At 54.7% G+C, this 14,031-nt stretch carries 13 protein-coding genes and 2 tRNA genes; 5 read left to right on the plus strand and 10 right to left on the minus strand.

All coding sequences use genetic code 11. The features are described from left to right. Nucleotides 1–8 precede the first annotated feature (8 nt). The 3 genes from FY206_RS09085 to FY206_RS09095 all read right to left on the minus strand — a co-directional run bounded on the left by FY206_RS09085 (nucleotide 9) and on the right by FY206_RS09095 (nucleotide 4,110). Complete coding sequence (locus tag FY206_RS09085; protein WP_032639355.1) at nucleotides 9–2,711, minus strand: TcfC E-set like domain-containing protein; 2,703 nt, start codon at nucleotides 2,709–2,711, stop codon at nucleotides 9–11. A 72-nt stretch (nucleotides 2,712–2,783) separates the two neighbouring features. Next, the gene (locus tag FY206_RS09090; RefSeq protein ID WP_032639357.1) at nucleotides 2,784–3,290 is read right to left on the minus strand and encodes a CS1 type fimbrial major subunit; all 507 of its coding nucleotides are present in this window, start codon (nucleotides 3,288–3,290) and stop codon (nucleotides 2,784–2,786) included. A 76-nt stretch (nucleotides 3,291–3,366) separates the two neighbouring features. Further along, nucleotides 3,367–4,110, minus strand: coding sequence for a fimbrial protein (locus FY206_RS09095; protein ID WP_032639359.1), 744 nt, complete (start codon nucleotides 4,108–4,110; stop codon nucleotides 3,367–3,369). 309 nt (nucleotides 4,111–4,419) lie between these two features. On the opposite strand from FY206_RS09095, the gene FY206_RS09100 reads away from it, so the two are divergent. After that, the gene (locus FY206_RS09100) at nucleotides 4,420–5,175 is read left to right on the plus strand and encodes a winged helix-turn-helix domain-containing protein (protein WP_032639361.1); all 756 of its coding nucleotides are present in this window, start codon (nucleotides 4,420–4,422) and stop codon (nucleotides 5,173–5,175) included. Next, nucleotides 5,172–5,648: a hypothetical protein gene (locus FY206_RS09105; protein ID WP_032639363.1), complete on the plus strand. Its 477-nt coding sequence runs from the start codon at nucleotides 5,172–5,174 to the stop codon at nucleotides 5,646–5,648. The genes FY206_RS09100 and FY206_RS09105 overlap by 4 nt, the downstream gene beginning before the upstream one ends. 55 nt (nucleotides 5,649–5,703) lie before the next feature. Here the strand turns inward: FY206_RS09105 and yccA are convergent, their stop codons facing one another. Then, nucleotides 5,704–6,363, minus strand: coding sequence for an FtsH protease modulator YccA (gene yccA, locus FY206_RS09110; RefSeq protein WP_023335168.1), 660 nt, complete (start codon nucleotides 6,361–6,363; stop codon nucleotides 5,704–5,706). Nucleotides 6,364–6,632: 269 nt separating this feature from the next. On the opposite strand from yccA, the gene FY206_RS09115 reads away from it, so the two are divergent. Both FY206_RS09115 and FY206_RS09120 read left to right on the plus strand, forming a co-directional pair. Continuing rightward, nucleotides 6,633–8,261: an ABC transporter substrate-binding protein gene (locus FY206_RS09115; protein ID WP_032639365.1), complete on the plus strand. Its 1,629-nt coding sequence runs from the start codon at nucleotides 6,633–6,635 to the stop codon at nucleotides 8,259–8,261. 130 nt (nucleotides 8,262–8,391) lie between these two features. Continuing rightward, a tRNA-Ser gene (locus tag FY206_RS09120) sits at nucleotides 8,392–8,479 on the plus strand. A 127-nt stretch (nucleotides 8,480–8,606) separates the two neighbouring features. Here the strand turns inward: FY206_RS09120 and FY206_RS09125 are convergent. The 6 genes from FY206_RS09125 to FY206_RS09145 all read right to left on the minus strand — a co-directional run bounded on the left by FY206_RS09125 (nucleotide 8,607) and on the right by FY206_RS09145 (nucleotide 13,649). Further along, nucleotides 8,607–9,443 (minus strand): alpha/beta fold hydrolase, encoded by an 837-nt coding sequence (locus FY206_RS09125; protein WP_032639368.1) that lies wholly within the window; start codon nucleotides 9,441–9,443, stop codon nucleotides 8,607–8,609. A 156-nt stretch (nucleotides 9,444–9,599) separates the two neighbouring features. Continuing rightward, a complete protein-coding gene (locus tag FY206_RS09130; RefSeq protein ID WP_008499867.1) occupies nucleotides 9,600–9,818 on the minus strand; it encodes an acyl carrier protein in 219 nt (72 codons plus the stop codon). 17 nt (nucleotides 9,819–9,835) lie between these two features. After that, on the minus strand, nucleotides 9,836–11,269 hold the full coding sequence (locus tag FY206_RS09135; RefSeq protein WP_032639370.1) for an AMP-binding protein: 1,434 nt from the start codon (nucleotides 11,267–11,269) through the stop codon (nucleotides 9,836–9,838). After that, nucleotides 11,266–12,384 carry an MBOAT family O-acyltransferase gene (locus tag FY206_RS09140; RefSeq protein WP_032639372.1) on the minus strand — a complete coding sequence of 373 codons (1,119 nt, stop codon included), beginning with the start codon at nucleotides 12,382–12,384 and terminating at the stop codon, nucleotides 11,266–11,268. The genes FY206_RS09135 and FY206_RS09140 overlap by 4 nt, the downstream gene beginning before the upstream one ends. 9 nt (nucleotides 12,385–12,393) lie before the next feature. Then, nucleotides 12,394–12,516 carry a hypothetical protein gene (locus tag FY206_RS25700; protein ID WP_023335174.1) on the minus strand — a complete coding sequence of 41 codons (123 nt, stop codon included), beginning with the start codon at nucleotides 12,514–12,516 and terminating at the stop codon, nucleotides 12,394–12,396. Further along, complete coding sequence (locus FY206_RS09145; RefSeq protein ID WP_032639374.1) at nucleotides 12,513–13,649, minus strand: D-alanyl-lipoteichoic acid biosynthesis protein DltD; 1,137 nt, start codon at nucleotides 13,647–13,649, stop codon at nucleotides 12,513–12,515. The genes FY206_RS25700 and FY206_RS09145 overlap by 4 nt, the downstream gene beginning before the upstream one ends. A gap of 278 nt (nucleotides 13,650–13,927) precedes the next feature. On the opposite strand from FY206_RS09145, the gene FY206_RS09150 reads away from it, so the two are divergent. Beyond that, nucleotides 13,928–14,015 (plus strand) — tRNA-Ser (locus FY206_RS09150). Nucleotides 14,016–14,031: the final 16 nt, after the last annotated feature.

Consider the following 14,031-nt stretch of genomic DNA (forward strand, 5'->3'; position numbering starts at 1 on the left):
TCCTGTCATTATTTTTCAGCGTTCATCGCCGTTGGGCCTGCAGGCGGCATGCGTCCGGCAAGCATCAGCTGCGCCTGCTGCTGCACGGTTTCCGGCAGCGCGGAGAAGGTCAGCTCCTGACAGGTCACCGCGCCGACGTAGCGCACGACGTCGCGCATACTTTTTACGTTCAGCGCACACTGATAAAACTGCTGCTGACGCACCAGGTAGAGGTTATGCAGCAGGGCGTCGCTCTGGGCGCTAAACCCGCCGTTGCCGAGATCGCTCCAGCCGTTAACGTTTAGCGGCACGCCGCCGATAAACGGCGCATGACGCTCGTCGGTTAGCTGGCCGAGCCAGGTGTAGCTTGCGGTGGTTTGCACATCCCGACGCAGCAGTTTGCCCGGCACCATAAACAACGTTCTGCTGCCTGAACCTTGCGTGATCTCGCTGCTGGCCCCCCGGGAGACGTCCAGCGATTCGTTAATCGTCAACGTGGTTTGCTGATAGCCCGGCACCGCGAAGAGGGCGCGGCCATTGCCCGGAATGTCTGCACTGCCGCCGTTATCCAGCGACACGGCGACGCGCGGATCCTGGGTATCTTCCGGCGTTGCCACGTTCACCGCGACGGCGGAAGCAGGGCGCCCGTCGCTCCAGCGGCCCAGCCACAGGCCAGAACGCGACAGCGCGAGCGTTGAGCTGTAGTTGCCGCTGCTGCTGAGCGTATGGCGGCTGTCCTGACGATCCCAGGCGTCGCTGACCGTCAGGCTACCGTTGCCGTATCGGCCGCCCTGTCGCGTATACGCCGAGGCGTTGACCGAGTCGCTATTAATGCCCGAGGCATTGAGGCCAAATTCATTTTCCCCGCGCGCGTCGGTGTACCAGTTATGCGAGGCGCTGTAGGTCATCTGGTCTTTTTGACGCTGCTGGTGCTGCCATGTCGCGCCCAGCGAGGTATAGCTTGATGCATTGCCCTGGCGGTTGTGCGCCATTGACACGCTTACGCTGAGAAATCCGCCCTTGTCGCGCCCCTCCTGAGCGTGGTCGTTACGCATAAACAGGTTGATGCTGCTGTTAACGTTCAGACCTCGCACGCTGAAGGCGTTGCTCAGCCCACCCTGCCACGCCTGCGAGCGCGAGCGGGTCATGTAGACGCTGTCCCATGGAAGCCCCTGGTCGTGACGATCGTCGCGATCCGGGAGCTCGCGGCGCGAGACGTAGCGCCCTTCGTTGCGGTTATCCGAGTAGCCCAGGCTTGCGTACCAGCTGCCGACGGGCACGGAAAACATCACCGACAGCGAGCGGTAGCAGCCGCCGATCGCGTCAAAACCGGTGCTGAAAGAATCACAGCTCTCCGCCGACAGCGCGTTACGGTAGAAGCTCAGCGAAAAGCCGTCGTTGTAGCTCACCTGCTGGATATTGCCGCGCTCGCCTTTGCTGCCATAGAGGTAGCTAAAGCGGGTGCTCAAGACCCCGTCAACGGGGCCAGCGTTGAACCCGCGGCTCCAGTCGAGCGCATTTTCCATGAACTGGTGCCGTTTTGTGGTGGTCGCGCCGCTGGTCAGCGCCAGCGTTGGCGTAACGGGCAGGCGAACGCCCGCCTGCGCCACGGCTGAACGGGATGCGTCAGTACCGTCATTGTCCGTTTCTCCCGCCTGCACAAACCACTCTACCCGGTCAAACGGCGTAATGCCGGTACGCGTAAACGGCACCTGCTCGGTGCGCGTCAGGCGGTTATTTTCATAGACGGACAGGGTCACGGTGTAGCTGCCGTCCGGGAAGGCGCGTGTATCCAGGGTTTGCGCCCCGGCATTCAGGTAAAAGCTGGCCAGCAGCTGGTTGCCGCGGCGGGCGTCGACACGCGCGTCATGGGAAAGCAGCACGGTAATCGGGGTTCCCTTCGACTGCTGAACCGGATTCATCCATGCCCTTGTCGAACCCGCGCGCAGGCCGCGAATTTTGCCCAGCGGCAGCTGGCTCAGCGTGATATTTCCGCCGGCGTTACTGAACAGATCGCGGGTATCCATCTCGCCAAGCTGGACATAGTACTGACGCAAAATGTCCTGGCGGAACCAGGCGTTGTTGACGGTGATGTCCTGCTGCTGCTGGTGCTTTGAACGCTGCCCCAGCCAGGTCCAGTCGAGATTCACATAGCCGTCCTGGGTGAGCGCCAGCGCGCCGTTCCCCTGCACGGTGGCTGACTGGTAATTCCTGTCGGCCACAAAATTAATATTCTGTTGATGGATGAGGGCATTTTCGCTGTCCTGCGTGGGCTGATACCACTGATTTTCTGCGATGGCTTTAGGCAGAAATGTCTTGTCCAAAAACAGGTTAATGCGGGCGTTATTCTCATCATAAATAATGGCCGCGCGGTCGGTATCCATGTAATCACAGCCCGCTGCGGAGCCGTTGCTGCTGCAGGCCAGGTTGCCGTTTCGGGCAAGGGGAACGGCCAGCGCGGCGGACACGGTGGAGATGAGAGCGGGATCGTCATTAAACCGGCGTTTGATAGCCGCTACCACGTTTTCAGGCGCGACAAAACTGACCGTTTCAAGCGTGATATCCGTTTCAAAAAGACCAAGCGATTCGCCGTAGAGGTTCACCTCAGTCCAGAGGCGCTGCGTTTTTGCCAGATCTTCAAAACCTGCCGGGACGGCCATGTCGGCACAGGCGAGTTGGATGGAAGCGGGTAACAAAGCAACAAAGAGGAGAGTATTTCTGTGAAACGCCATGAACGAGCCTCGACATCATCCTGACGTCAGAGGGTAAGCACCCTCTGACGTTATTCCTTAGGTGCTGTGGTGTTACGCACCGCCTTCCGTGGTTGTCGCTTGCGTCAGCATCAGGCTGACAACGCCGCTGTACTGACCGGTTTTCAGAATACCTTTGGTGGTCTGAGAAATGGTCAGGGGCAGCACCGCTGAACCGTTTTCAATGCTGCCCGGGAACAGTTCGGTGCCGGTATATTCAACATCGGCGGTGGTGAGAGTCTTATCGCCCAGCTTTACCGTCATCGGGATGGTGTCAGCGCCGTCGGCATTTGCCAGCTTCGCCGCGCTGACCAGACGAACCTTCACGTTGCTGGTCGCGGAGTTAGACCATACCTTGGTGTTCAGACGGTAGCTTTCCAGACCGCGACCGGGCAGGTACTGCATATCGATGCTTGCCGGCAGCGGCGTGTTATCGGCCTGGGTCATATCCAGCTGTGAATCGACGCTGGCGTTAACGGTAATATCCTTTTGAATCGCCAGCGCGCTAACGGACGTGGTCATCGCGGCAACAATCATCAGAGGTTTAAAATACTTACGCATTGATATCTCCATATTTACAAATGAGCACCCTGGCTCTTTAAACAAACCCTGTGGGGGTTTTTACAGTGACGTCGTGTTATTGCACGACGGGTAAATCAGCTTCTTCAGCGGTTTTATTCAGCCAGTTGAAGTAGCGGAATTTATATTTTTGTCCTTGTACCTTCGCGAGCGTTTTTAATTTCCGCTCGGTGTCCGGATAAATCGTCGCGTCTTCTTTAATCCATTTACACGATGAATCTGCATCACAAATACCGATCTCTCTGAGCGGCACGCGCAGCGTGCCGTTGTTTTTTAACGTTCCCCTGAGAGGGTCAATCGACAGTGAAACCACGCTCTTTTCCGGGGCGAGGTGGATAAGCGCACCCCAAATCACGTTGACGCCCAATGTTGCCGTGGCCGCAGGGCTTTCCGTCTTGCCGGGGATAATGCTGTCAGGTTGCTTTACCCCTTCAAAATAGATGCGCCAGGTGGTCTCTTTTTCCGGCGGCGTAAGCGATATCAGGCGAACCACGCGCATTGCACCCGCCGCAAGGGCAAATTTTTCGGGCGTGACAACAACGCCACCCGCTTTCCAGGAGGCCACATCAACCTCTTTTTCCTGTGCCGTGCCGGGATTAAGAATTTTCTTTTGCCTCACCCGAATGAACTGAATATCATCCGTTTTCGACGCCACCTTAATTTGCGCCGCACCGGACTTATCTACGTTAAGTTCCATGGGGTACACGCTCATATTGGCCATTGCCATTTCTGAGAAAAATGGCAATGACAGCGCGGCGACATAAAAGGCGGTTGTCATGTTCACTCTATTTTTCTGTTTCATATTCAGACTGTCTGCTCTGCGTTTTATCGGCGGCGCGTTAACACCAGGACACCGTCTGCTTTCGTCTTGCTTCAGGGCAGGGAAACTTTAACCAGAACAGGGGTTTGTGAAAATTTGTATTAGTTAACTCGCTAAATACAGTTTTTTATCCTGCTTTCCTGGCTTTAAGGTTGTATAGTTAAGCGAAAATACCGCGACCAGGGATAGGAAGAAAATTCCTTCTGATTACAAAATAAGCAGATCGGGAGGCAGTTTTCATGTCGATGTACCATGGATTAAAAAGCATGCGGTAACAGCCGAGAATAAAAGATGTTTTTTATATGCAATAATTCGTTGTTATTTGATCCTGAAGCACATGCAATAAGTCTTGTTGGACAACCAGAATCTGTATTAACGCTGTCGGCACCCGCCGTTCGGCTTTTACAGGAATTTATTAAGCATAGAGGCCGCGATCTGAGTCGGGAGGAATTGATCGCCCGGGTGTGGGAGGAGTTTGGCTTTACGCCGTCAGGAAATAATCTCAATAAAGCGGTGAGTGAATTACGTAAAAGCGTCCAGGCACTGGGAGAGAGGCATGAATTTATCGTCACCGTGCCCCGCTATGGGTTTCGTTTTGAGGCCGATGTGATTTTTCAACCCAGAGAGAATATTCCGTCCGCCGTGCCTCAGCCCTCGTCCACGCCGCAAGAGGTAAAGCCTCAGCGCGCACCCATAAAAAAACGGGCGATGATAGCCGGATCGATCGTTGCCGCGTTGGGGGCGGGCGTCTACTTCAGCCTACAGCAGGGGATATTCGTTCCGGCGAAGCTCAACCCGGTTAAGGAAAAAATTGCGCGGTGCAGCATCTGGATTATCAACGATCACGGAAGACCATTAGTGCTGTCGAAATTAGCGAAGCAACTGGAGGCGAATAACGTGGCATGCGAGCGGGAGGCGTATGATATTTATTATTTCAGCGCCCGCTTTGCTATATCCGCCGCGGATGAAGTTTTCATTGGTGCCTGCCCGGCCAGTCAAACCAGCCTGTGCAAAACCATTCGTTATAAAAGCGGGGCTGAAAAATGAAAAGAAAACTTCTTTTTGCCCTGGGGGGAACCCTTATCGGCGGGGCAATCGCGTTATTTTTCTGTTCCGGCGTCTTTGATAAAAAGGACGTGCTGGCCTGCAGCACCGAATTTAACTTCACGCGCAATGAGGGAAGAGCAAGTGAAGTGAAGGTCAATAGCGTGGCACAGTTCTATTTTCATCGGGACGGTACCGGGGTGACGACCTACAAAGGCGCGGCAAAGGCCGGCGGGCAATGCCTGATTGTTGACAGAGATGTCGACTTTACCTGGGAGCAGCGGGACGATGATAAGGTCATTGTGTTGAGCTACACCAAAACCTGGCGTCGGCACAATGATAATACCCCGGATGACCAGTGGGGAAGCTTCGCCAGGCCGACCGCACGTTACTACCTCACGATCTCTGAACTCTCGCCCTCCGTGTGGCTAATTCAGGACCGGCGTTATCCGACCTATATTTGCCGGGGCGAGTAGGGCATAAAAAAAGGAGAATGCCGCGGCATTCTCCTTTTTATTTCAGCGAGTCGGCTTAATCGCGGCTGGCGAAGCCCAGGATGCTCAACAGGCTGACGAAGATGTTGTACAGCGACACGTACAGGCTCACGGTGGCGCGAATATAGTTCGTCTCGCCGCCGCGAATGATGTTGCTGGTTTCAAACAGGATCGCGCCGGAGGAGATCAGAATAAACACGGCGCTGATCGCCAGGTGCAGAGCAGGCAGCTGCAGGAAGATGTTCGCCACCATACCCACCAGCACCACCACGACGCCCGCCATCAGCATACCGCCGAGGAAGGACATGTCCTTACGGGTGGTCAGCACGTAGGCCGAGCAGCAGAAGAACACCAGCGCGGTACCGCCCAGCGCCATGCCGATAAGGTCACCCATTCCGGCAGACAGGTACGCATTCAGCATCGGCCCGAGAATGTAGCCCAGGAAGCCGGTGAAGGCGAACGCGGACAGAATACCGACCGGTTTATCAGCGGTTTTGTAGGTCAGGAACATCAGACCATACATCCCCACCAGCGTCAGGATCAGCCCCGGAGACGGCAGCATCAGCACGGTGCTGGCGGTGGCGGTGATGGCTGAGAATGCCAGCGTCAGGCTGAGCATGAAATAGGTATTGCGCAGCACCTTGTGGGTGCTGAGTAGCGATGTGCGGTCGCGCGACGAAGTAATTATACGATCCATGAGTCACTCTCTTATGACAGATGTAATTAGCGGAAAGAATAGGAAACCGCACGCCAGTCTCAAAGTGGTTTTACCCATCTTTACTCAGCACCTTAGCGCCGGAGGCGGTTATTTCTTCTGCAGAAATGTGTTTCATTAGTAGGAATAGCGGTTTGAGAAAATTTACCAGATCAACCTCTTATAGGTTACTGAAAAATATTGCGTTATTACCATCCGAGCGCTAAGAGTTATCTCCGGATCGTCATAAAACAGACAATAAGGCGAAGGACATGAAACCACAAACACGCACGCGCTTTACGCTTTCTTTACTCACCGCCGGGATCCTGTGCGCCAGCACGGCAGCCTGGGCGGCTAACGTGCCGGCAGGAACCGCGCTGGCCGATAAACAGGAACTGGTCAGGAATAACGGCAGTGAACCGGCCTCGCTCGACCCGCATAAAGTTGAAAGCGATGTCGAATTCAATATTATCAGCGATTTATTCGAAGGTCTGGTCGGCGTCTCTCCTTCAGGCGAGATTCAACCCCGGCTGGCGGAAAAATGGGAGAACAAGGACAACACCGTCTGGACGTTCCATTTGCGTCCGGGCATCACCTGGAGCGACGGCACGGCGATTACCGCAGAAGATGTGGTCTGGAGCTGGCAGCGCCTGATCGATCCGAAAACGGCGTCACCGTATGCCAGCTATCCGGGCAACATGCATATCGCTAACGCGGCCGAGATCGCCCAGGGGAAAAAAGCGCCCGATACGCTGGGCGTAAAAGCGATAAACGACACCACCCTGGAAGTGACGCTCACGCAGCCCAACGCGGCGTTCCTCCCGATGCTGGCGCACCCGTCGCTGGTGCCGGTGGACAAAGTGCTGATTGGGCGATTCGGGGATAAGTGGACCAAGCCGGAGCATTTCGTCAGCAGCGGGGCGTATAAGCTGTCGCAGTGGGTGGTCAACGAGCGCATCGTGGCGGAGCGCAACCCGCGCTACTGGGATAATGCGCATACGGTAATCAACAAGGTGACCTATTTACCCATCACCTCCGAGGCCTCGGACGTGAACCGCTATAAGGCGGGCGAAATCGATATTGTCTACACGGTGCCGATTAACCAGTTTGCCCAGCTGAAGAAAACTCTCGGCAGCCAGCTGGACGTTTCTCCACAGCTGGCGACCTATTATTACGAGTTCAACACCACGCGCCCGCCGTTCAACGATGCTCGCGTGCGTAAGGCGCTAAACATGGCCCTGGATAAGGACATCATTGCCGGAAAAGTGTTAGGGCAGGGGCAGCGCCCGGCGTGGCTGATCAGCCAGCCGGACATTGGCGGCGTTAAGCTACAGAACCCGGATTACGCCAGCTGGCCGCTGGACAAGCGCATCGCGGAGGCGAAAAAGCTGCTGAACGAGGCCGGATATAACGCCAGCCACCCGCTGAGCTTTAACCTGCTGTACAACACCTCAGAATCGCACCAGCGCATTGCGATTGCCGCCAGCTCCATGTGGAAGAAAAACCTCGGCGTGGAGGCAAAGCTGCAAAACCAGGAGTGGAAAACCATGCTGGATACCATGCACACCCACAACTTTGACGCGGTGCGTTACGCGTGGATTGCCGATTATGACGATGCGGCGACCTTCCTGAACACCTTCCGCACGGGAGACAGCGAAAACACCAGCCAGTACAGCAATCCGGACTACGACCAGGCGCTGCTCAATGCCGCCAAAGCCAAAACAGCGGAGGAGCGGGGCAAGTTCTACCAGCAGGCGGAAGATCTGCTGGGGCGCGATGTGCCCGCCATTCCGGTGTATCACTACGTCCGCACGCATCTGGTCAAACCGTGGGTGGGCGGATTTACGCCGGATAAGCTGGGGTACTATTACACGAAGGACATGTACATCAAGAAACACTAGGCCTGTGCTGATAAAATCGTCGATGTGTCGTCAGTTCAACCGATTAAACACGTTTTGACTATTTTTACAGCGAACGAATGACGCCACTCTTTACAGCGCGCGGGGAGGTGTTTATAGTTCGCCTCACTTAGGAAGTGTGGCCGAGCGGTTGAAGGCACCGGTCTTGAAAACCGGCGACCCGAAAGGGTTCCAGAGTTCGAATCTCTGCGCTTCCGCCAGATATAAACCCCAGGTTACTCGTTAACCTGGGGTTTTTCTTTTGGCGTGAATGTAAAACCCGACTTTATGAACGAATAAAGACATGTAGGTCGGGTAGCGCAGCGCCACCCGGCAACAAACGCGGCGTTATGAGCGGATAAACGCCAGAATGTCCGCGTTGATGGTATCCGCATGGGTGGTGTGCATCCCGTGCGGGAAGCCCGGATAAATTTTCAGCACGCTGTTCGCCAGCAGCTGGTCCTGCAGCAGGGCCGCATTCTTATACGGCACGACCTGATCGTCATCGCCCTGCATCACCAGAACGGGGACCGTGATGGCTTTTAAATCTTCCGTCTGGTCGGTCTCAGAAAACGCCTTAATCCCCTCATAGTGCGCTTTGGCGCTGCCGATCATTCCCTGACGCCACCAGTTCTGGATCGTACCCTGTGAAACCTCGGCGCCATCACGGTTAAAGCCGTAGAAAGGCCCGCTGGCGACGTCGAGATAAAACTGAGCGCGATTAGCCGCCAGCGCGCTGCGGAAGCCGTCGAAAACCTCGATGGGCGTTCCGCCGGGGTTATTGTCCGTTTTGACCATCAGCGGCGGTACGGCGCTGACGAGCACCGCTTTGGCGACGCGCCCCTGCGGCTGGCCATACTTTGCGACATAGCGGGCGACCTGGCCGCCGCCGGTAGAGTGGCCCACGTGCACGGCATTGCGCAGGTCCAGGCTTTCAACCACGGCCGACGCGTCGGCCGCATAATGATCCATATCGTGGCCGTCACTCACCTGGTCCGAACGCCCATGACCGCGACGATCGATAGCGATAACGCGATAGCCTTCTGCGAGGAAGAAGAGCATCTGGTTATCCCAGTCATCGGCACTGAGAGGCCAGCCGTGGTGAAATACAATAGGTTGAGCTTCTTTCGGACCCCAGTCTTTATAAAAAATATTGACGCCGTCTTTCGTGGTTACGAATGCCATACCGCAGACTCCTCTGTTAAAAACAACACGACCCCTAAAGTGTAGGAGAAATCATAAACGCGGTGGGTTTCATTCCGGTGAAGGATATTCAACTGGCGTTCTGGGCTCTGGCACGCGGTGCCAGAGCCTTCAGGGGAGGGGCTACGGCAGAGGCGTTTAGCGGTTTTCTTCAATATAGCGGGCCAGATCGGCCGGGGTTTTCAGCACCGTCGCCACGTCGGTTGGTGGGATCATACAGCCGTAAACGTCCTGCACTTCCAGCACCATGTCGACCGCCAGGATGGAGTCGAGAATGTCGGATTCAATCAGCTCATCGTGAAAGCCCACCTTACGGGATAACACTTTTTCGAACAGGGCGAGAATTTCTTGTTCCATAATTTTTCCTGGGGTCATTAATTTGTGCGGGCGTAAGCGTCCAGCAGCTTGCGGTCAATTTTGCCGTTAGGATTCAGCGGCAAAGCGTCTTTTACGATAATTTGTGACGGCACCATATAGGGCGGAACCACCTTCGACAGCGAGGTTTTGATGGTATCCGGCGCCAGATCCGTCACGCAGAACGCGGCAATGCGCAGCACGCTGCCGCAGGATTTCATCAGCGGCAGCACCACCGCTTCGTTGATGCCGGACATCGCCAGCAGGCGGTTTTCGATCTCGTTGATTTCAATACGGTAACCGTTCAGTTTGACCTGGCTGTCGTTGCGGCCCTGGCAGTAGATGAGCCCGTCTTCATAGCCCAGATCGCCGGTCCGGTAGCCGCGAAACGCGTCATCTTCCCGATGAAGTAATTTCGCCGCGTTCTCCTGGGGCAGGCCAAGGTAGCCGCGCATGACGTTTTTCCCCCAGATAATCAGCTCGCCTTCAGCGGAAATTTCCATTTTGCTCTCAGGCATCATGACCCCTACCGGCAGCACGGCGCCGTCGCTGTTCAGGATCGCATCCGTGATTTCAACCACGGTTGTCGCGATGGTCGCTTCCGTTGGGCCATAGGAGTTGATGATTTTTGCCTGCGGGAAGCGGCGGCGTAGCTGTTTAACCAGCGCCTTGTTTAACACTTCACCAATGAAGATAAACACGCCGAGTTCAGGCAAATACTCGCTGTTGAACTGCGGGGAAAGCAGCTGCTGGTAGGCAAAAGAGGGGGTGGAGACCCAGGCGGAGACGGCGTTGCTTTTCAGTCGCGCCAGCCAGGTCTCTTTCTGAATGTCCTCTTTGGCGTTCAGGACGATGTGTCCGCCCATCGCCAGATTCGCCAGCAACGGGATCAGGGAGAGGTCAAAGCTGAACACCGCGTGGTTCATCAGGACCGGTTTTTCCGGCAGGGAAAAGTCCTTGCTGACCCATTTCATGAAGTGCCATACGCTTTCACGGCCAATCTGCACCCCTTTAGGCTTGCCGGTGCTGCCCGAGGTAAACATGATGTAGGCCAGATCCTGCTCTTCCAGCACCTTGCCCGACTCACCGGTGGCGATGAACTGCCGGGTCGCGACGTCGTAATAGTAAGGGGCACTCGCCAGATGGCAGATCTCCCGAAGGCGCTCCTGCGGGTAAATGCAGTCCACCGGGATGTACGGAATGTTGTGCAGCAGGCAGCTGTAAATCGCCACGGCGAACTCGGCCTGCTGGTGGCCGTACAAGACGACCGGCGTCCCGACAGCAGGCTGGCAACGCCGATAGCGCGCTGCCCAGTCCGTCACGGCGTCGGAAAGCTGCAGCCAGCTTAAGGCTTCGTCGCTGCCGCTGATGGCCAGCTGCTGCGGGGAGGCGGGATCGCACAATGCCGCACGCAGGAAATCCTGCAGTTCCTGAAGCTCGGTGTGATTTTTCATAGAGGTGACATTCCACTAAAGATGTAAAGGGATCCCGCGGCGCTCGCCAGCGTCAGAATTCGCCCTAAAAACGCAACGGCCGGATACTGCAGCCCGCGGTGCAGTGCCGGGCTACGTTTGGCCGACCACAGCAGCATGTTGTGCGCGACGGAAATCGCGCCAAACAGCGCGCCGCTAATGACGTAATGGCGCTCCAGACCATTCCATGCCCCCATGCAGAACAGGGTGCAAAAAATACCGATATTTTGCGCCAGCGTTTTGTTTTGACGGAAAAAGTTGAACTTCATCAGGTTCATATAAACGGGCATAAAGACCACATCGCGCAGCCATTCAGACAGGCTGATGTGGAAGCGACGCCAGAAATCCTGCGGGTTTTTAGCCAGAAGCGGCATATTGAAGTTTGCCGGAATGTTGAGCCCAAACAGGCGGCCCGCGCCGATGGCCATATTGCTGTAGCCCGCAAAATCAAAGTAGAGGTAGGCGCTATAGGCAATCGACATCACCACGCCCACGGTCAGCGTAAACGGCTTATGGCTCCAGGGCTGGACGACAAGCGAATCAATCAGCATGGCAAACAGGAACTTCTGGACAATGCCGGTAATGATTTGCTCTAGCGCGACTAAAAACTGTTCGCGGTTAAGGGCAAATACGGGCTTGCTGACGTCACTCATCCATGTCCGCCAGCGGTACATCGGGCCAGCCAGGATAATAAAGGGCATAAACAGGTAGCAGAAATAGTGCAGGAAATTCTGCCCTTCCTTTTTGCTGCGATAGAGCAGCACGTCCACCGCGCGGAACGTCATGAAGGAGAGGCCAATCATGCCGAGATGATGATTAACGTGCAGTTTCACCAAAAATAAAGGAAGCAGCGTTAACACAATCGCCTGCCAGGTTTTTAACCATCCCTTTTCTTTTAACGTGGCGACAAGATAAAAGCTGAAAAATACGGCCGCGGGAACCCGGTAGTCACCCTGAAAAATATAGCCCCAGCCTAATGCGGCCAGCACGGATAAGGCCGATAAATAGGTCAGACGATGGCGTAATACGCGATTGACCAGCGCAAACGCCAGGGCGGATGAAAATAAATAGACAAAAAACATTCCCGAGCTGTACATCATTCGGCCTCAGAACTTTTGATATTCAAAATGCAGCTGCATACTCATGCTGTCATCGACAGAGGTCCACGCGACGATGGTGATCGCCAGCAGGAGATAAAGGAAAAAAAGACGGATCGCAATTTTCATCATTTAAAACTCTGTGCAATAAAACGAATCATAGGAACCCAGGCCAGTTCGGAAGGGTGCAAACGATCCCAGTTCCAGCCATTCTGATACGGCATGGCGTACATATCTAAATAGGGGATCTGGTTCTCTTCCAGAATGGTTTTAATTTGCTTATCAACCGGGCGGAAGGTATCGGTATTGTAAAGCGCCCAGGGGTTAACCGGGTCGACGATAGCAATCACCTGCACGTGACGATCTTTCAGCAGCTGAACGGTTTTACGGAAAGCGGCAATTTGCGCAGGCACGACCGGCGTATCATCCCACTGCTGCGGCTTACCGTCCTCTTCGTAAATCGTTTTGTCCATCCACAGCGTTGCCGCGCTCTGCTGGCGTTTTTTATTTAACTCGCGCGCATTCGCCAGCTCTTTATCCCAGTCCGGTGAAATGTGGGCGGCTGGCTGCTGCGGCCAGGGCTGCACCGTCTGGGGCGTCACGTTGAGCAGCGCCAGCCAGTCGTTTTTTATCTGGGTGCAGATGTTCGCAAACTGGAAGCTCAGCTCGTCCCACATCAGGTCGGGGTGCCAGCCAAAGACGCGCATCTGGCCAAAGGTTAAATGGCTTATTTCTTTAGCATCAATATGTTTTAAGTAATTAACCAGCAGCGGGCGAGCCTGCGGATCTTTCATCAGCGGATTGAAGATAGAGCCTGGGAAGTTATCGGCATAAATAGCCGGCGGCAGCCCTTTTGAGTAAAAGCTGTCAGGTGCCAGGAGTAACACCACTTTACTGTTTGCGTTAAGGCTATTTTTAAAACGAGAGAACAGTAAAAATTGCGTTTCATCATCAACAAACGCATCGCCATACGCCACGACGGGCTGGTGCAATTGCTTATTAAAGTAATTATATACCGCGTAATGTTCATCTTCTGAGGTCGCAACCTCAGACGCGCCAATGAAAAAAATAGCATTCCCCTGTAAGGCATGGGAAATAGTCGCAATTTTTTCCGCTTGTTCTTTAGGCGTGCCCGTCATGGATTTAATCAGCGGCTGGAAGGTGAGCGGTGGATTGACGCTCGTCATCAGCGGATGAACACAAATGAACATAATGGCCAGCGTCGCCATCAGGATATGTAAGCAAAACGTATTTTTGATTTTCATCATTAACCAGTAAAACTACGTGGCAGTAATTTCTACAATCTGTAGGCGCTCAGATTTATAACAATTACACAACAAATGGCCGTCTATTTTTGTGGCATTCTATACCAGAGCGATTTAAAAAGATGAGCGTCGCTGTGTTACGGTTTGTACAAGGGAGAAGAGCGTCATGCAGGGAACGCGTTTCGGTGGCTTTTTGCGCAGTCAAACGCCCGCGGGTAAAAATAGAAAAATTCCTGCTTTACAAGGCGCTAATAGATGTTTATAGTGCGCCTCACTTTGGAAGCGTGGCCGAGCGGTTGAAGGCACCGGTCTTGAAAACCGGCGACCCGAAAGGGTTCTAGAGTTCGAATCTCTACGCTTCCGCCAAATTCGAAACCCAGGT

Source organism: Enterobacter chengduensis (assembly GCF_001984825.2).
Lineage (GTDB): Bacteria > Pseudomonadota > Gammaproteobacteria > Enterobacterales > Enterobacteriaceae > Enterobacter > Enterobacter chengduensis.